Below are 18058 nucleotides of genomic sequence, written 5' to 3' on the forward strand. Positions count from 1 at the left end.
GTGCTCATCAGAAGGCCCGAAGTCCGCATCGCGTGACTTCGGGCCTTTTCGTGCGCGGGTGCGCTGTGTGCGGGGCTGAATGACTCTGGGTATGCCATGGCAACCCAGAGTGAGGAGATCGCATGCGTCGTCCCTTCGCCCGAGCGTGGACGGGGGCACTGGCCGCGGTGGCCGCTGCCGCCGCCCTGCCGCTGGCTTCCCCGGTGCCCGCGGCGGCCGACAGTGTGGTCATCGGGGGCAGACCGGTGGAGGTGTCCGACAGCCCATGGACGGTGGCGCTCTCCAGCCGTGACCGGTTCGGGGGTACCCGAGCGGGACAGTTCTGCGGCGGCGTGGTGGTGTCGCCCACGACGGTCCTGACGGCGGCCCACTGCATGAGTGAAGACGTGCTCGGCGTGCCCCTGGGCGAAGTGTCGGACCTGAAGGTCATCGCCGGCCGCGGGGATCTACGAGAGACGGACGGCAAGGAGATTCCCGTACGTGACGCCTGGGTCAATCCGGAGTACGACGGCTACACGAACTCCGGCGACGTGGCGGCGCTGACGCTGTCCGAGCCGCTTCCGGAGGGCTACGTGATCCCGATGGCCGGGGAGGGCGATCCCGCGTACGAGGCGGGCACAGGCGCTGCCGTGTACGGCTGGGGGGACACCACGGGGGCGGGCAACTACGCACACTCGCTGCGCTCGGCACGCGTGAAGGTCCTCCCCGATGCCGTGTGTGAGCGGGCGTATCCGGGCAGTGCCGACGGGAAGTACGTGGCCGAGACCATGCTCTGTGCCGGGGAGATGGACGGCCGACGGGACGCATGCCAGGGGGACAGCGGCGGGCCGCTGGTCGCGCACGGGCGGCTCATCGGCCTGGTGTCCTGGGGGAGTGGATGCGGGCGCGCGGGGAGCCCGGGGGTCTACACGCGGATCTCGGATGTCGCCAGAGTGATGCGTGCGTACAGCTGAGGCGGTGCTCCGCCGCATGGCCGAGGCGGGTGCTCCAGAGCGGTAGGCCGGGCGGGTGGGTGGCCCGGGGCGGCTCCGTCGGAGTCGCCGGAAGCCCTTTCCGTCGAGGCCCTTGCTGTCGAGGCCCGCTGGGTGAGTGTCCAGGGCGGCCCTGAAGGGCCCTGGGTGCCGCTGTGACGAGAGCGGGCGGCCGCCCCTACCTGTTGGCAGGGGCGGCCGCCCGTTCGCCGGCCTGGTGTGCCGGAGCTGGCTCGTCGTGAATGCGAGGTGTCAGCGTTCCTCGTCGGAGGCGCTTTCGGGAACGGCGGTCAGTCGCTCCGTCTCGTCCTGTATCTCAGCGGCGATCTTCTTGAGTTCCGGCTCGAACTTGCGGCCGTGGTGGGCGCAGAAGAGCAGTTCACCGCCGCTCAACAGGACGACGCGCAGGTATGCCTGGGCGCCGCAGCGGTCGCAGCGATCAGCGGCCGTCAGGGGGCTCGCGGGGGTCAGAACAGTAGTCACGTCGCCTCTTCTCTAGCTCGACGAGCTGTCGTACCAGGGTCAACATCCAACCAGGCCGAAAACGTTCCCGCTCGTGGCTTTTCCTCGAAATTTCTTCTCGAGGAGGTTGTCCGTTGCCGGTTGGCGGCGAATGTGCCGTATTGCGTCTCTTACGTGTCTTACGGTTTCGCGCTGTCTGTCAGGTCAGGTCCTCCCCGGCTGGCTTGCCGGTTGTTCATGAGGACGTGCCCGGAGCCTAAATGGTTCATGCCTGGAAGGGAACGTGACGTGCGCTTCACTCCATCGAGGGATCGAACATGTATGCGAGCCTGGACTAGTCTGAGTTGAGACGAGGGTGGCGTTACAACGGCTCTACCAGGCCTCGGTACCCTCTGAGCGGCAACCGAAGCCGCGTCCTTACCCCAAAGGACTCCCTTTGAAATTCAGCGAGGAGCGAACCGCGTGACCGCCGAGACGTCCGTGCCGTCCACAGCGTTGCTGACCGGAGCAGACCGGGACGGTTCCAACTACACCGCGCGGCACCTGCTCGTCCTGGAGGGGCTCGAGGCCGTCCGCAAGCGTCCGGGCATGTACATCGGGTCGACGGACAGTCGTGGCCTGATGCACTGCCTGTGGGAGATCATCGACAACTCCGTCGATGAGGCTCTGGGCGGGTACTGCGACCGCATCGAGGTCATCCTCCACGACGACGCGTCCGTGCAGGTCCGGGACAACGGCCGTGGCATCCCCGTGGACACCGAGCCCAGGACGGGTCTCTCCGGAGTGGAGATCGTCATGACCAAGCTCCACGCGGGCGGCAAGTTCGGCGGTGGCTCCTACGCGGCCTCGGGCGGTCTGCACGGCGTGGGCGCGTCCGTGGTGAACGCGCTCTCCGCGCGCCTGGACGTCGAGGTGGACCGCGCCGGCCACACGCACGCGATCAGCTTCCGGCGCGGTGTCCCGGGCGCCTTCGCCAAGCCGGGGCCCGACGCTGCGTTCGACCCCTCGGCCAAGCTGAGCAAGGTCAAGAAGATCCCCAAGGCGCGCAGCGGCACGCGCGTCCGGTACTGGGCCGACCGCCAGATCTTCCTCAAGGACGCCAAGCTCTCCCTGGAGAACCTGCACCAGCGCGCCCGTCAGACCGCGTTCCTGGTCCCGGGGCTGACCATCGTCGTCCGAGACGAGTTCGGCCTCGGCGAGGGCGGCACCAAGGGTGAGGAATCCTTCCGTTTCGATGGCGGTATCAGCGAGTTCTGTGAGTACCTGGCGCAGGACAAGGCGGTGTGCGACGTCCTCCGGTTCTCGGGGCAGGGGACGTTCAAGGAGACCGTGCCGGTACTGGACGAGCACGGGCAGATGACGCCGACGGAGGTCACCCGGGAACTGGGCGTCGATGTCGCGCTGCGCTGGGGCACCGGGTACGACACGACGGTGCGGTCGTTCGTGAACATCATCGCCACGCCCAAGGGCGGCACCCATGTGAGTGGGTTCGAGCGGTCGCTGACCAAGACGATGAACGAGGCGCTGCGGGCGCAGAAGGTGTTGCGGGTGGCCGAGGACGACATCGTCAAGGACGACGCGTTGGAGGGGCTGACCGCGGTGGTGACGGTGCGGCTGGCGGAGCCGCAGTTCGAGGGCCAGACCAAGGAGGTGCTGGGTACCTCGGCGGCGAACCGGATCGTGGCCACGGTGATCGCTCGTGAGCTGAAGGCGTTCTTGACGTCGACCAAGCGGGATGCGAAGGCGCAGGCCCGGGCGGTGATGGACAAGGCGGTGGCGGCGGCGCGGACGCGGATCGCGGCGCGTCAGCACAAGGATGCGCAGCGGCGCAAGACGGCGCTGGAGTCGTCTTCGTTGCCGGCGAAGCTGGCGGACTGCCGCAGTGATGACGTGGGGCGCAGTGAGCTGTTCATCGTGGAGGGCGACTCGGCGCTGGGCACGGCGAAGCTGGCGCGGAACTCGGAGTTCCAGGCGCTACTGCCGATCCGCGGGAAGATCTTGAACGTGCAGAAGGCGTCCGTGACGGACATGCTGAAGAACGCCGAGTGCGGGGCGATCATCCAGGTGATAGGGGCGGGGTCGGGGCGTACCTTCGATCTGGACGCGGCCCGCTACGGCAAGATCATTCTGCTGGTGGATGCGGATGTGGACGGGGCGCACATCCGGATTCTGCTGCTGACGTTGTTCCAGCGGTACATGCGGCCGATGGTGGAGGCGGGGCGGGTGTTCGCGGCGGTGCCGCCGTTGCACCGGATCGAGCTGAGCCAGCCGAAGAAGGGGCAGGACAAGTACCTGTACACGTACTCGGACCGGGAGCTGCGGGAGACGCTGCTGGAGCTGCAGCGTACGAATGTGCGGTACAAGGACTCGATCCAGCGGTACAAGGGTCTGGGTGAGATGGATGCCGATCAGTTGGCGGAGACGACGATGGATCCGCGGTTCCGGACGCTGCGGCGGATCAACATCTCCGATCTGGAGGCGGCCGAGCAGGTCTTCGACCTGCTGATGGGCAACGACGTCGCGCCCCGCAAGGAGTTCATCACCAGCTCCGCCGCCACACTCGACCGCTCGCGCATCGACGCGTGAGGCGTCATGCGCATCGCGGGCCGGGCACGGGCATCGAGCCTCGTCGGGGTCCGCGTCGCGACCTGAGCCTCGCACGTCGTCGGAGCTCGTAAAGAGTCATGGGAGCCGTGCTCTCCACCCTCGGGTGGAGAGCACGGCTCCACCCATGTTCCACCCCTGCTCCGATCTCATGATCCGGCCTTTTCCGTAGCGTCGAAGGCGTCGATCCTCCCCGGATCGGCCTGGTTCCTGCTCGCCGTACGGAGGCTGACATGTCCGGGTTCACCAACGCACTGGTGATCTGCGCCGTCGTGGTGCTCGTGGTCGTCCGTCAGTTCAAGCCACAGCAGATCAGCACGGACAGGAGCTGGTGGGTGATACCGGCGGTGCTGATCTTCATGTCCGTGCGCGAGCCCGATCTGATCGACCCCGGGCACGAGGCGTCATCAGTGGCCCTGCTCGCCGTCGAACTGCTCGTGGGGCTGGCCATGGGAGTCGGCTGGGCGCGCACCTCGCACGTGTGGACCGAGCGGGACGGCACGGCATGGAGCAAGGGCACCAAGGCCACCGCGGTCGTCTGGGGCGTCGGGATCGGCCTGCGGGCCGCTCTGTTCGGCGTCGGCGAGCTGCTGCACGTGCGGCAGGGAAGCGCCGCGCTGATGCTGGCTCTCGCGGCCACCCTGCTGGTCCGCAGCGGTCTGCTCCTGCTCCGGACCAGGACCACGACGGGCATGGGTATCGGCGGGGCGGCCGGGCACTCGACGTACGGTGTGGGCGACGCGGCGTACGAGCCGATGCGGAAGGACCCCGTGTGACGTGGGAAACCTGGACGAGATGGCCCTCCCGGGAGGCGCTGACCTGGGCGGGGCTGAGCCTGGCCCGGCTGTGGTTCGTCAGAGTCGTGCGCGTGGTGGTCCTCGCCTGCCTGCTGTGGGACGCGTTCCACGCGGACCGCGGCTGGCGCCTGGCGGCCGGAGTGCTCATGGTCCTGGCCGTCACGTTCGTGGGATGGGCGTTCTTCCGTGTCTCGTACGGCCATCGGCTGTGGCCCTCCCTGGGGCTGATGGCGCTGCTCATGGGGGCGGCGTTCGCCGCGGAGTTCGGCGGCTGGCGGATGCTCGCCATGGTGCTGTGGTGCGGCTCGGCCGTATCCGCCCTGGAGCGGTTGCCGCTCGCCGCGTGCGTGCCGTGCGTCGCCGCCGCGATGACCGGATACGTCGCGTACATCAACGACAGCTGGCTCGTCACGGGGCTCACCGTTGTCGGCCTGATCCTCGCCGGGTACACCCTGCGGCTGGACGCCGAGGCGCGGGGCAGTGCCCATCGTCTGCTCGCCCAGGAGCGGGCCGCGCGCGCTGCGGAGGCGGAGTCGGCCGCACTGGCCGAGCGGGCCCGGATCGCCCGTGAGATCCACGACGTGCTCGCGCACAGCCTCTCCGCGCAGCTCGTCCACCTGGAGGCGGCCCGGCTGCTGATCGAGAGGGACGCGACCAAGGAGCAGGTCCTGGACCGAGTCGTGGCGGCGCGGTCCATGGCGAGAGAGGGGCTCGCCGAGACCAGGCAGGCGCTGTCCGCGCTGCGTGGGGAGATGACACCGGTCGAGGACTTCCTGCGGGAGCTGGTCAGCGCGGACCGCGCGGCGGTGACCGTGACGGGGGAGCGGCGGGCCTTGCCGGCCGAGGCGTCCCAGGCGGTGCGCAGGGTGGCGCAGGAGGCCCTGACGAACGTGCGCAAGCACGCGCCGGGCGCGAAGGTGCAGGTGTGCCTTCAGTACGGGGAGGGTGAAGTGAGGCTCGACGTAAGGGATTCGGGAGGGAGCTCGCCGGGGGAACTGGCCGCGTCCGGAGGCGGGTACGGTCTGCTCGGCATGCGGGAGCGCGCCGAGTTGCTGGGCGGGTCCCTGGAGGCGGGGCCGGGCGAGGAGGGCTTCGTGGTGACGTTGAGGGTGCCGGGATGACGAGGGACGACGGCGCCGTGAGGGCCGCGGGTGACGGGGTGATGAGGTTCGTGGGTGACACGGCGGGCGGGGGCGCGAAGGCCGGGAAGGTCAGGCCTGAAGGGGGCAGGCCGGTCAGGCCCGAGGTGGAGAGACGGGACGGCTCGGTGGGCGGCGGCCCGGAGAGATCCGAAGGTGGCGGCAGCCTGCGGAGATCCGATCAGGGGGGCAGCCCGGAGAGGTCCGAGGGACAAGGTGGTTCAGGGGCGTCCGGCAAGGCGTGCGGTGCCGAGACGGTCGACGGACGTGACCCCAAGGGCGCGGCCGGCGGGGGCGGTGGCAAGCCACCCGCGCGGGTGGTCGTGATCGACGATCAGACCGTGGTGCGCGAGGGGATCGTGATGCTGCTGGGGCTGCTGCCCGGGATCGAGGTCGTGGGTTCCGGGGGTGACGGGGAGGAGGCTGTCCGTCTGGTCGGTGAACTCTCCCCGGACGTGGTCCTGATGGACCTGCGCATGCCCCGATGCGACGGCGCGGAGGCCACGCGACGGATCCGCGCCCAGTATCCGGGGACGCAGGTCGTGGTGCTCACCACCTACGCCGACGACGATTCGCTGTTCCCGGCGCTCAAGGCGGGTGCGCGGGGGTATCTGACCAAGGACGCCGGCGGGGACGAGATCGTGCGGGCCGTCGAGGACGTGCTCTCGGGGGACGCGGGGCTGTCTCCGAAGATCCAACGGCGGCTTCTCGAGCGGCTGTCGGAGCCTGAGCCCGTCTCCGCTCCGGAGCCGCCCGACGGCCTCACCGGACGGGAGACCGAGGTGCTCGCCCTGATCGCCGAGGGGATGAGCAACCACGAGATCGCCCGGACGCTTCAGGTCTCCACCGCGACGGTGAAGACGCACATCAACAATCTCTTCGCGAAGGCGGGGCTCAAGGACCGTGCGCAGGCGGTGCGTTACGCCTACCAGCACGGGATCGCCAAGCCCCCAGGAGGCCGCCGTGCCTGATGAGCCTTCACCTGATGGGGTGAAGAGCGTGGGGAGAAGAGTTGGGGATCTTTCCGTTCTGTCCATCCTTGGGCACGTGGCCGAACAGGGCTGCGGACTAAGGAGAGTTCGGTGGAGAAGCACGACGGCCCCGCTGCGGCGCCGGGCCGGGGCGAGGCCGGCCGGGATCGCCCCGGTGAGCTGAGAGACCCCTGGTACGACGCGTTCGCCGCCGGCTGGGGCGAGGTGGACGGCGCGGGCGCCACGGCTTCGGTGGTGGCGCCCCGGGACGGGGGCCGACAGCGGGGCGCGAGTGCGGCGGACATCTACCTGGAGGTGCAGCGCAGCGCCGCCTTCCAGGAGGTGCGCCGGCGGTACCGGAGATTCGTGGTGCCGGCGGTCGCCGTCTTCTTCACCTGGTACGTGGCGTACGTCGTGACCGCGACGGCGGCGCCGGGGCTGATGGCGCGGCCCGTCGCCGGAGCCGTGAATGTGGCGATGGTGGCGGGGCTCGGACAGTTCCTCACGACGTTCCTGCTGACCTGGGCGTACTCGCGGCATGCGCGGTTGCGTCGGGACAGGGCGGCGATGGAGCTGCGCTGGGCCGTGTTCGAGCAGGAGAGGGAGCAGGAGCAGGAGAAGCGGCGAGGGCCCGGCGCGGTGCGGGAGCGGGGGGAGGGGCGATGAGGGGAGACCACCAGTCCCTGGCTCTGCTGCTGTTCGGGGTATTCGTGGCCGTCACGCTCGCGATCACCACGTGGGCGAGTCGGAAGAGGCACGGTTCGGCGGAGGAGTTCTATGCGGGAGGGCGGCTCTTCTCCCCCATGGAGAACGGTTTCGCCATCGCGGGCGACTACATGTCGGCCGCCTCCTTCCTCGGTATCTCGGGGCTGATCGCGCTCTTCGGGTACGACGGGCTGCTCTACTCGGTGGGGTTCCTCGTCGCCTGGCTCGTCGTGCTGTTCCTCGTGGCGGAACTGGTGCGCAACTGCGGGCGGTTCACGCTCGCCGACGTGGTCGCCGCGCGGATGAAGGAGCGTCCCGTACGGATCGCGGCGGGAACGTCCTCGGTGACCGTGTCCGTTCTTTATCTGGTGGCGCAGATGGTGGGTGCGGGCTCGCTGGTGGCGCTGCTGCTCGGGGGGACGAACGGGGTGGCGCAGACCTGGACGGTGATCGGCGTCGGCGCGCTCATGGTGATCTATGTGTCGTTGGGAGGGATGCGGGCCACCACGTGGATCCAGATCGTCAAGGCGGTCCTGCTGATGGGCGGTGCGATCGCGCTGACCGTGCTCGTTCTGGTGCGCTTCCACGGGGACTTCGACCAGTTGCTGCGGACGGCGGCCGATCGCAGCGGTCACGGTGAGAGGTTCCTCGCGCCCGGACTGAAGTACGGCGGCGACTGGACCGCGCGGCTCGACTTCATCAGCCTCGGGCTCGCGCTCGTGCTCGGCACCGCGGGGCTGCCGCACATCCTCTCCCGCTTCTACACCGTGCCGACCGCGCGGGCCGCCCGTCGCTCGGTCGTCTGGTCCATCGGGCTCATCGGCGGCTTCTACCTGATGACGATCGTGCTCGGGTTCGGCGCGGCCGCGATCGTGGGATCCGACGCGGTGCGGGGTTCGAACGCCGCGGGGAACACGGCGGTTCCGCTGCTCGCGCTCGATCTGGGAGGCGGCCCGGACTCCACCGGGGGAACGGTTCTGTTCGCGGTCGTCGCCGCCATCGCCTTCGCGACGATCCTCGCCGTGGTCGCGGGCATCACGCTCGCCTCGTCGGCGTCCGTGGCCCACGACCTGTACGCGTCGTTGCGGCGCAGGGACGCGAAGCCGCGCAGCGAGGTGGCGGTGGCGCGCATCGCCGCGGCCGGGGTCGGTGTGGTCGCGATCGGCCTCGGGCTGCTGGCACAGGATCTCAATGTGGCGTTCCTGGTGGGCCTCGCCTTCGCGGTGGCCGCGTCCGCCAACCTGCCGGTGCTGCTCTACTCGCTGTTCTGGCGGAACTTCACCACGCGCGGTGCGGTGTGGTCGGTGTACGGCGGACTGCTGCCCGCGCTCGCGCTGGTGCTCCTGTCACCCGTGGTCTCCGGAGGGCCGAGCTCCTTGTTCCCCGGAGTGGACTTCCAGTACTTCCCCCTGGAGAACCCGGGCCTCGTCTCGATTCCGTTGGGCTTCCTCGCGGGCTGGCTCGGCACGGTGACTTCGCGCGAGGAGGCGGACGAGGCCAAGCATGCGGAGACGGAGGTGCGTTCGCTCACCGGCGCCGGCGCGGTGTAACGATTCCCCCGGGTGCCGGGTGCCGGGTGCCGGGTGCCGGGTGCCGGGTGCCGGGTGCCGGGTGCCGGGTGCGGTGGCCGGTCAGGCGCTGGCCGCCCACTCGTAGCGGTGCTCGGGGCGGCCCGTGTCGCCGTACTTGAGGCTCAGCCTGACCCGGCCCGTGCGCTCCAGGAGCTTCAGATAGCGCTGTGCCGTCTGTCGGCTCAACCGTGTGCGGTCCGCCAGCTCCTGGGCGGAGAGCGGCCCGTCCGCGGCCATCAGCGCCCGGCGCACCAGCTCCGCCGTCGTGGGGGAGTGGCCCTTGGGCAGCTCCGGTGCCGGAGTCGCCGAGAGGGCGCCGAAGATCCGGTCGACCTCGGCCTGTTCGGCCTCGCCGCCGCCGTCCAGGGTGCGGCGCAGGGTCGCGTACGCGTCGAGCTTGGCGCGCAGACCGGCAAACGAGAACGGCTTGACCAGGTACTGGAGCGCGCCGTGCCGCATCGCCGCCTGGACCGTGGCGACATCGCGCGCGGCGGTCACCATGATCACGTCGGTCTGGTGGCCGCGCTCACGCAACGTACGGACGACCGAAAGACCCGTCTCGTCCGGCAGATAGTGATCCAGCAGCACCAGGTCGACGGGGACGTCCTCGACGAGGCGCAGCGCCTCGGCGGCGTTGTGGGCCTTGGCCGTCACCCGGAAGCCGGGGATCTTCTCCACGTAGGCGGCGTTGACGTCCGCGACCCGGGGGTCGTCGTCCACGACCAGGACGTCGATCACCGTGCCTCCTCCGTGACGGTGAGTTCCGGCTCGGTCAGTGCTTCCGGCAGGGCGACGGTGAACTCCGCGCCCCCGTCGGGTGCTTCGCCGACCTCCGCGCTGCCGCCCTGTCGCTCGGCGAGCCGGCGGACCAGGGCGAGGCCGATGCCGCGCTTGCCGTGGGCCGGCGGCTCCTTCGTGGTCCAGCCCTCGGTGAAGATCGTCTCGCGTCGCTCGGCGGGGACTCCGGGGCCGGTGTCGCGCACCCGGAGGATCACGGCACGTTCCTCGGTGCGCACAGCGACCTCCACGCGCGCGTGGCGGGTGCCCGCGGCGGCGTCGAGGGCATTGTCGACGAGGTTGCCGACGATCGTGACGAGGCCGCTCGGGTCGACGAGCCGGTCGGGCAGCGCGGTGTCGCGCGGCACGGACAGGGCCACGCCGCGCTCCGCCGCGACCGTGGCCTTGCCGACCAGCAGGGCCGCGAGCAGCGGGTCCCGGATCTTCTCGGTGATCTGCTCGGCGGTCACGCGGTGCGCGCCCGCCACCTCGCCGACGAACTCCGCGGCCTCCTCGTACATCTCCAGTTCGAGCAGGCCGAGAAGCGTGTGCATGCGGTTGGCGTGCTCGTGGTCCTGGGCGCGCAGGGCGTCGATGAGACCGCGCGTGGAGTCGAGTTCGCGGCCGAGCTGCTCCAGCTCCGTGCGGTCGCGCAGGGTGGCGACGGCGCCTCCGTCGTCGGTGGGCATGCGGTTGGCGACCAGGACGCGCTGTCCGCGCACGGTCAGCAGGTCCGTGCCGGTGACCCGGCCGGCCAGGACATCGGTCGTACGTCCCGGGCCGAGCGCCTCGTCGAGCGGCTGCCCGATCACCTCCGTGCCGAGGCCCAGGAGGCGCTGCGCCTCGTCGTTGAGCAGCCGGATCCGGCCGCCGCGGTCCAGGGCGACGACTCCCTCGCGGATGCCGTGCAGCATGGCCTCGCGCTCCGCCAGCAGGGCGGAGATGTCGGAGAAGGCCAGATCACGGGTCTGTCGCTGCACCCTGCGGGAGATCAGATACGCGGCCAGCGCACCGACGGCGAGCGCACCGCCCGCGTAGGCGAGCAGCCCCGGGATGGAGTGGATCAGGCGGTCCCGCACGCTGTCGTACTCGATGCCCACGGAGACGGCGCCCACGATGTCCCCGCCCGCGTCCCGCAGCGGCACCTTGCCGCGCGCCGAGCGGCCCAGCGTGCCGTTGTCGATCTCCATGACGTCGCGGCCCGCGAGCGCGTCGCTGGGATCCGTCGAGACGACCTTGCCGATCTGGTCGCGGTCGGTGTGGGACCAGCGCACCCCGTCCTTGTTCATGATCACGACGTACTCGGCGCCGCTGGCCCGCCGGATCCGTTCGGCCGCCGTCTGCACCGGCCCGTCGGCCGTGGGCCGCGAGGTCTTCAGGTCCGCCGCGATACGCGGCTGGGCGGCCGTCGTCTGGGCGATGGCCAGCGCGCGGCGCATGGCCTGGTCGTCGAGCTGGTCGCTCAGCGGCGCGAGGAAGAGGCCCGTGGCGAGCACCGCGACCCCGGCGGCGATCGCCAGCTGCATCAGGAGCACCTGCGAGAACACGCGCCGTGGCAGGCCGAGGCGCAGGCGTCGCGCGGGGGAGGTCGGGCTCATGTGTACGAACGGTACGGCCGCGGGCGGTCTACTCCGAAGTCACTGTGGCGCGGATCTCCTGCCCGTCGGGCTCCGCGCCTGGCTTGCCGCTGCCCTGCCCGTCGGGCTCCGCGCCGGGCCTGCCGCTGCCTTGCCCGCCCTCGCCCCGGCTCTGCCCGCCCTCGCCCCCGTCGGGACCGTCGGCGCTCTCCTCCGGAAGGCCGCGCACCGCCACCACGTCCATCCGTGCCGGGGACCCGAGTGCCGCGCCGCAGCTCTCGGGGCGGGGCGGCAGCGAGGTGCCCTGCGCGACGGTGACCCGCCAACGGCGGCCGTCGGTGTGGGCGACGGTCACCTCCCAGGTCGGGGCCGCGCCGTCCGCGCGGACGACGCTCAGGGCCCCGGCGGCGTCCTCGCCCGTCGCCTCGCGCACCGCCAGCTCCGCGGCCTGGCCGGGGCGGTCCCACGCGGAGACGCCCCGGCAGCCCTCGGTGACGACGCGATCCGCGCGGACGGCTTCGAGGATCTCCTTGACGGCGCGGGCGCCGGTCCGGCCGTACGCGTATCCGTACGGCAGCACGAGCAGCGTCGGCGAGAAGCGGTGGCCACCCAGATGAGTGATTTCCCAGGCACCCTCCTCACCGGCGTCGGCGAGCTCGGCGGCGAGGGGCCTGCCGAGCAGGGCGCAGCAGCGGTCGCGCTTGCCGTTGGTGCACACGAGCGCGAGCGGCGCGCCCGTGTGCGGGGTGCCGAAGCCGCCGTGGTCGCCCGCGCCTAGGGCTGCGAAGTCGAGGTCCAGCAGTTCACGCGGGTCGTCGGTCACCGCGCCGCGCAGCCAGGTGCTGCCGGGCACGGTGTGCGCCACGTACACCTGGTGGCGGGTCGGCGTGTGGCAGTCCGCGTGACGGCCGGGGCGGCGGATGAGCGCGACGCGTACGCCGGTCCCCTCGGCCGCGGCCTCCAGGGCGCGGCCGACCTCCGGGTCGAGGTGGCTGGAGGTCAACGCCTTGGCGCCCCAGGGGCCGGACTGTTCCAGCAGAAGCCATGTCCTGGCGGTGGCCGCGGTCCCCGCGAGAGGCTCGTCCAGGTCCCGCGAGGCGGTCGCGCACGTACTCACGCAGGTGAGCCTAACCCGCGCCTCTTCCCGGCCATTTCGCGCCTCACAGGGCACGGCCATTTCACGCCTCACACGTCGCGGCCATTTCGCGCCTCACGGGTCACGGCTGTTTCATGCCTCGTGCGAGGTGTCCGCCGTGGTGGGCAGGGGCTGGGGCGGGCACAGTCCCACGTACTGGCCGCTGGGGCGCATGCGCAGCGGCCGTTCCTCGTACTCCTCCAGGGCGTGGGCGATCCAGCCCGCCGTGCGGGCCACGGCGAAGATCGTCTCGCCGGCCTCCGCGGGCATCCCGGAGGAGGCGGTGAGGACGGCGAGGGCGAGGTCGACGTTGGCGTGCAGGTCCGTGTGGCGGGCGGTCGTGGCCACCACGTCGCAGGCCGCGGCGAGGGCGGGCCCGGCCTTCGGGATCACTTCCAGGAGGCCGAACAGGGTCTGTGCGCGCGGGTCCTCGCCCGGGTAGAGGCGGTGGCCGAGGCCTGGGACGCGGCGGCCCGCGCGGAGCTCGTCGGCCACCACGGGGGTGGCGCTGCCCCGGTCGAGCACGTCGAGGAGCATGCGGTGGGCGAGGGCGCTGGCCGCTCCGTGCAGCGGGCCCTCCAGGACGCCGAGCCCCGCCGACACCGCGGCGTAGGGATGGGAGCGCGCCGACGCGGCGACCCGTACGGCGAGCGTCGACGCGGCGAGGTCGTGGTCGACGAGGAGTGCGAGGGCCGTGTCCAGCGCGCGCAGCGAGGCCTCGTCGGGTTCCCTGCCGGTGAGCCGGGCCCACAGGCGGCGGGCCAGCGGGCCCTCGTCCCGGTGGCCGCGCAGGACCGGCGGAAGCGCGGTGACGAGTGTGGGGATCAGTGTGCGCGCGGTGCCGATGACCGCCTCTTCGGAGAGGTCGAAGCGGAGCGGGTCGGCGGTCGCGGCGGAGATGGCCGCGACGCGCAGCCGGTCGGTCGGGCCGCTGTGCTCGGGCAGCGCGCCGACGGCGCGGCGGGCCGCGGAGACGGTCTCCTTGGGGGCGGTGAAGGCGACGCCGGGGCGCAGGACGCCGGTCCACAGCCACTCGGCGACCTCTTCGTAGGAGTGCGCCAGGGCGAGTTCCGCCGCGTCGACCCCGCGGTAGTAGTAGCGGTCCTTGTCGATGAGCGTGATGCGGGTGCGTACGGAGAGTTCGTCGGCCGATGTCGACGCGGCGGGCTCCCGCCGGTTCCTGCGGGCCAGCGCCTCGACCTCCTTCGCGTCGAACGTGCTGCCCCGTGACCCCGGGCCGCGGCGGCTGCTGAGCTGGCCGCGGCTCACGTACGCGTACACGGTCTCGGGCTTCACGCCGAGCAGCTCGGCGGCTTCCTTAGTGCTCAGCCGTCGGCCGTCGTGCGTGGTTCCTTGCTCCGTCATGGGCGCCACCGTATCCGCATCGCGATGAGTGGATCGTCATGTTGATTCAATCAATATTGACAGAGCTTCAGTCAAGCATGGACAGTCGAATCAAGTCCAGGGAGGAAGTCGAGGAAGAACATGCCGATCAATGGCTCCGCCGCCACCCCCACCGAGCCCGTCCAGGTCCCACGAGGACTCGCGGGCGTCGTCGTCACCGAGACCGAACTCGGCGACGTCCGGGGATACGAGGGCTTCTACCACTACCGCCAGTACTCGGCCGTCGAGCTCGCCCAGAGCCGCAGCTTCGAGGACGTATGGCATCTGATGTTCCACGGCGGGCTGCCGGACGCCGGGCGGAGCGCCGCCTTCGCCGCGCGGTCCGCGCGGCTGCGGCATCTGCCCGACGAGGTGCGCGACGCGCTGCCCGCCATCGCGCGCGCCAGTGTGCTGTCGGGGCCGCTCTCCGGGCTGCGCACGGCCCTGTCGCTCTTCGGGGCGTCGAAGGGCTTCCGTCCGGTGTACGACATCGACGACGACCGGCGCCGCGAGGACGCGCTCGCCGCGTCCGCCGTGGTGCCGACGCTGCTCACCGCGCTGTACCGGCTCGGCCAGGGCCTCGACCCCGTCGAGCCGCGCGACGACCTGTCGTACGCCGCCAACTACCTGTACATGTTGACCGGTTCGGAGCCGGACGCCGCGCGTGCGCGGGCGATCGAGCAGTACTTGATCTCGACCATTGACCACGGGTTCAACGCGTCAACGTTCACTGCGCGGGTCATCACCTCGACGGGCGCGGACGTGGCGGGCTGTCTGGTGGGTGCGGTCGGCGCGCTGTCGGGTCCGCTGCACGGCGGGGCGCCGAGCCGGGCCCTGGACACGCTCGACGCGATCGGTACGCCCGAGCGCATCGACGGCTGGATCCGGGAGCGCGTCCTGGCGGGCGACCGCATCATGGGCTTCGGGCACCCCGTCTACCGCACCGAGGACCCGCGGTCGCGCATGCTGCGGGACATCGCCCGGCGGTTCGGCGGCGACATGGTGGAGTTCGCGGTCGAGGTCGAGGGGCGCGTCGAGGCGATCCTGGCGGAGCTGAAGCCGGGGCGGGAGCTGCACACGAACGTGGAGTTCTACGCCGGCGTGGTCATGGAGCTGTGCGGTCTGCCGCGCGAGATGTTCACGCCGACGTTCGCCTCGGCGCGGGTGGTCGGCTGGAGCGCCAACATCCTGGAACAGGCGCGGGATTCGAAGATCATTCGTCCGGCGGCGCGGTACGTGGGGGCGGCGGCGCCGGTTCCGGTACCGCCTGGGGCGGTGTCGCAAGAGGTCTGACGGCCTGCGGGGGGGGGAGAGAGAGAGAGCCGACAGCCTGCGGGACAGGTCTGACGCCAGGCGGGAGAGGTCTGACGGCAGGCAGGCGAGGTTCGAACAGCGGGCGGGCCTGGCCCCTCGTGAGGTGGCCAGGCCCTGGTGGTGGATATGTCGAGCTCCAGATCGCCCGCGCGAGGCGGCGTGCTTGCCGGAGGGTGACTCATCGGTCAGACATCAGGGATGTCGATCTTGGCGCGAAGTAGCGTCTCGCGGGTGATGACCACGATCCGTTCTTCACTCGAACGCCCGGCGTCGGACGGGAGCTTGCTGTCAAGTGCGGCTGTCCTGTCGGCTCCGATGACAGCGAAAGAGCCATCACTGAGCTCAAAGATGTCGGGGCACGTATTGCCGTCGAGGCTGCCGCGCTGACGAGGGGAGGCGCCGATGCGGCGGGTGATGTCTGGTGTCGTCACGAGCGGTAGGTTCCCATCTGTCGAGGGCGCGATTTCGCCAATATCACCCAAGAGGACAGGCGAGAATGAGCCAACCTGCGCTCTGATGTGCCGACAGGCGGGCACGTCTGCGGGCCGTCGCCGGAGGAAGGCCCTCAGGAGGCGCCGGGCGGCGCGGCCGGAGGGGGCGCGGCCGGGCGAGGCGCGGCCGGAGGAGGCGGGGTCGGCTCCACGAAGTACGCGGTGGACGGCACGGGCGGCCCCGTGGACACGGCGGCGGCGTACGCCTCGTCGGCGATCCGCACGAAACGGCAGAGCCGGCGGTCGGCGCCCGACTCCGTGAGCCGGTGCCAGGACGGTGCGCTGTTCGCCCAGTAGGCGCGGCCGACCTCGCCGCGGAAGTAGTCCAGCAGCGTGGACCGGATCGTGGGCTCGTCGCACAGGTTCAGCTTGAAGTCGGTGCTCCACATGCTGACGATCAGGTTGCTCACGAGGAGCTGGCGCCAACGCTCCTGTGTGACCGGCGTGTTGGGCGGCTCCCAGCAGACCAGGAACGCGGGGTCGTTCAAGGTGAGCAGGGTGAGCTCGCGGTGCGCGGACCGGTGGGCCTCTTCGTGCTGTATGCGGGTCTGTCGCGCTTGGTGCGCGATGGAGAGCACGATGCCCACCAGGGCGGCGGCGGAGAAGATCGCGGACAGGGCGCCGTACGTCTGGCTGATGTCGCTGAGGCGGTTCCAGTCCATCCCGTGCGGCGCGAGGCCGTCGAGAAGGAAGGGAGTCGCGGAGATGGCGGCGAGCGAGGCCAGGGCCGCGCCGCTCCATATCGCCGCGCCGCGGGACCTGCTGCTGGGTGGTGTCACGGTGTGCCTCCTCCGGCCACGCCATGGGCGTAGCCGCCCTGTTCGTCGCTGGAAGGCGCACTGCGGTACGGACGGCGTCCGTACCGCAGAACGGTCACTGCATTGCTAGCTGTCGGGAATGTCGGCCTTGGCCCGGATCAACGTTTCTCGGGTGACGACGACGATGCGTTCGTAGTCGGCTCGTGCGGCGTCGGACGGCAGCTCTGGTTCCAGCAGCTCGGTCTGATCTGTGCCGATGACGGCGAAGCTGCCGTCGGACAACTCGAAGACGTCGGGGCAGTTCTGCCCGGAGAGGCTGCCCCGTTGACGGGGGGACGCACCGATGCGGCGCACGATCTTCAAAGGGATCCCGGTCCTGTGAATGCAGCGGATGGGTCGGCGGAAGGGTACTGGTGACGTGAGGGGATATTCCGCTGATGCAGCGACAAAAGTCGGATTCACAGGAGAACTACATCCACTCGTGATGCCTCGGCTCCGCCTGTGACGTCTCGGCCCCGCGCACCGGCCCGGCCGGCTGTTCCGTCGTACCGGGCGATGACCTCGTCCGTCATTCCGGTGGCGTGCCTACGACCCACCATTCCTCTGTGTCGGCCTCGTCCAGGTCGTGGACCAACTCGTCGACCATCCTGCCTATTCGGGCCTCGACGGAGTCCTCTCCGAGGCTTGCCCGGGCAGGCCTCGTGGCCTCCCAGTACTCGCGGAAGATGGGGTTCTGGAGTGTCCCGCGCAGGTGGCCGAAGAGCTCCGCCCGGCTGACGTTGCCGATGCGGTAGGCCAGCAGGGCGTTGGTGTAGAGGGCGTTGGCGAAGAGGAACTGGCGGTGCTTCGCGGGCGGGACGGAACCCTCGTAGGTGTCGAGCACGGCGGCCAGCGCGGGATCCTCCATCGCCTTGCTCAACAGTTCCCACTGGAGGCGCTGCTGGTTGGCGAGGTCGATGTGCCGCTGCTGTTCGCTCCGGTCCGTCTGCTCGTATCGGTAGATCCGCAGCCGCAACTTCTTGAGCTGGTGTTGCTGGTTGATGAGGGCACCGACGGTGCCCACGGTCAAGGCCAGGCCCGCCGCCGCGGCAGGGCCCACCCCCCGTGTCCAACAGTTCTGTGTGGCCATGTCAACCCCCGAATCGGCGACCGTCCGCCGGTCGTCGGGCGCGGGTCGACAGGGAGCGGACCGGCGAGCGGTGGGCGGTGCGCTTGCCGCCTCCCAGGGTGCCGAGCGGCTCTGATCGGCGGGGGAGGCGGAGAGGAGGCGCACGGAAGGAAGCGGCGGTCGCACATCCCGGCGCCGTGCCAGATGTGTGCCCCGCGAGCGCCGCTAACAATCGTTCACTTCGTGGCCCGACTACGCACACCTATCCTGGGGCGGTCTTCCATCGTCGTACGGG

The 18058-nt window shown here is 70.7% G+C and carries 17 protein-coding genes; 8 read left to right on the forward strand and 9 right to left on the reverse strand.

The genetic code is table 11. From position 1 onward, the window contains the following. Positions 1-122: 122 nt before the first annotated feature. Positions 123-953 carry a serine protease gene (locus tag AOK22_RS03775; protein ID WP_055697094.1) on the forward strand — a complete coding sequence of 277 codons (831 nt, stop codon included), beginning with the start codon at positions 123-125 and terminating at the stop codon, positions 951-953. A 270-nt stretch (positions 954-1223) separates the two neighbouring features. Here AOK22_RS03775 and AOK22_RS03780 read toward each other — a convergent pair whose 3' ends face one another. After that, on the reverse strand, positions 1224-1454 hold the full coding sequence (locus AOK22_RS03780) for a DUF7455 domain-containing protein (protein WP_055697095.1): 231 nt from the start codon (positions 1452-1454) through the stop codon (positions 1224-1226). A gap of 441 nt (positions 1455-1895) precedes the next feature. Here AOK22_RS03780 and AOK22_RS03785 point away from each other — a divergent pair, with 441 nt between their 5' ends. The 6 genes from AOK22_RS03785 (at position 1896) to AOK22_RS03810 (ending at position 9199) form a co-directional block, all read left to right on the forward strand. Beyond that, the gene (locus tag AOK22_RS03785; protein ID WP_055697096.1) at positions 1896-4019 is read left to right on the forward strand and encodes a DNA gyrase/topoisomerase IV subunit B; all 2124 of its coding nucleotides are present in this window, start codon (positions 1896-1898) and stop codon (positions 4017-4019) included. 251 nt (positions 4020-4270) lie between these two features. Next, entirely contained in the window at positions 4271-4813 is a 543-nt protein-coding gene (locus AOK22_RS03790; RefSeq protein WP_055697097.1) for a DUF1453 domain-containing protein, read from the forward strand. Beyond that, a complete protein-coding gene (locus AOK22_RS03795; protein WP_055697098.1) occupies positions 4810-5955 on the forward strand; it encodes a sensor histidine kinase in 1146 nt (381 codons plus the stop codon). Before AOK22_RS03790 ends, AOK22_RS03795 begins: the two co-directional genes overlap by 4 nt. A gap of 380 nt (positions 5956-6335) precedes the next feature. Beyond that, the gene (locus AOK22_RS03800) at positions 6336-6944 is read left to right on the forward strand and encodes a response regulator (protein ID WP_237773248.1); all 609 of its coding nucleotides are present in this window, start codon (positions 6336-6338) and stop codon (positions 6942-6944) included. A 111-nt stretch (positions 6945-7055) separates the two neighbouring features. After that, entirely contained in the window at positions 7056-7610 is a 555-nt protein-coding gene (locus AOK22_RS03805; RefSeq protein ID WP_079036322.1) for a DUF485 domain-containing protein, read from the forward strand. Further along, positions 7607-9199: a solute symporter family protein gene (locus tag AOK22_RS03810; RefSeq protein WP_055697100.1), complete on the forward strand. Its 1593-nt coding sequence runs from the start codon at positions 7607-7609 to the stop codon at positions 9197-9199. Before AOK22_RS03805 ends, AOK22_RS03810 begins: the two co-directional genes overlap by 4 nt. Positions 9200-9280: 81 nt before the next feature. Here AOK22_RS03810 and AOK22_RS03815 read toward each other — a convergent pair whose 3' ends face one another. From AOK22_RS03815 to AOK22_RS03830, 4 genes are all read right to left on the reverse strand, one after another. Further along, complete coding sequence (locus AOK22_RS03815; protein WP_055697101.1) at positions 9281-9958, reverse strand: response regulator; 678 nt, start codon at positions 9956-9958, stop codon at positions 9281-9283. After that, positions 9955-11595, reverse strand: coding sequence for an ATP-binding protein (locus AOK22_RS03820; RefSeq protein ID WP_055697102.1), 1641 nt, complete (start codon positions 11593-11595; stop codon positions 9955-9957). The genes AOK22_RS03815 and AOK22_RS03820 overlap by 4 nt, the downstream gene beginning before the upstream one ends. Positions 11596-11623: 28 nt before the next feature. Then, positions 11624-12691 (reverse strand): sucrase ferredoxin, encoded by a 1068-nt coding sequence (locus AOK22_RS03825; protein ID WP_079036323.1) that lies wholly within the window; start codon positions 12689-12691, stop codon positions 11624-11626. Between the two features lie 111 nt (positions 12692-12802). Then, positions 12803-14074 carry a citrate synthase family protein gene (locus tag AOK22_RS03830; protein WP_055697103.1) on the reverse strand — a complete coding sequence of 424 codons (1272 nt, stop codon included), beginning with the start codon at positions 14072-14074 and terminating at the stop codon, positions 12803-12805. A gap of 120 nt (positions 14075-14194) precedes the next feature. Here AOK22_RS03830 and AOK22_RS03835 point away from each other — a divergent pair, with 120 nt between their 5' ends. Beyond that, positions 14195-15385: a citrate synthase/methylcitrate synthase gene (locus AOK22_RS03835; protein WP_055697104.1), complete on the forward strand. Its 1191-nt coding sequence runs from the start codon at positions 14195-14197 to the stop codon at positions 15383-15385. Positions 15386-15591: 206 nt separating this feature from the next. Here AOK22_RS03835 and AOK22_RS03840 read toward each other — a convergent pair whose 3' ends face one another. From AOK22_RS03840 to AOK22_RS03855, 4 genes are all read right to left on the reverse strand, one after another. Next, the gene (locus tag AOK22_RS03840) at positions 15592-15837 is read right to left on the reverse strand and encodes a hypothetical protein (RefSeq protein WP_055697105.1); all 246 of its coding nucleotides are present in this window, start codon (positions 15835-15837) and stop codon (positions 15592-15594) included. Between the two features lie 134 nt (positions 15838-15971). Continuing rightward, entirely contained in the window at positions 15972-16676 is a 705-nt protein-coding gene (locus AOK22_RS03845) for a DUF6082 family protein (protein WP_055697106.1), read from the reverse strand. A gap of 105 nt (positions 16677-16781) precedes the next feature. After that, positions 16782-17018 (reverse strand): hypothetical protein, encoded by a 237-nt coding sequence (locus tag AOK22_RS03850; protein ID WP_055697107.1) that lies wholly within the window; start codon positions 17016-17018, stop codon positions 16782-16784. Positions 17019-17223: 205 nt separating this feature from the next. After that, on the reverse strand, positions 17224-17718 hold the full coding sequence (locus AOK22_RS03855; RefSeq protein WP_341845548.1) for a DUF6082 family protein: 495 nt from the start codon (positions 17716-17718) through the stop codon (positions 17224-17226). Positions 17719-18058: the final 340 nt, after the last annotated feature.

The organism is Streptomyces silaceus, assembly GCF_001419745.1.
Lineage (GTDB): Bacteria > Actinomycetota > Actinomycetes > Streptomycetales > Streptomycetaceae > Streptomyces > Streptomyces silaceus.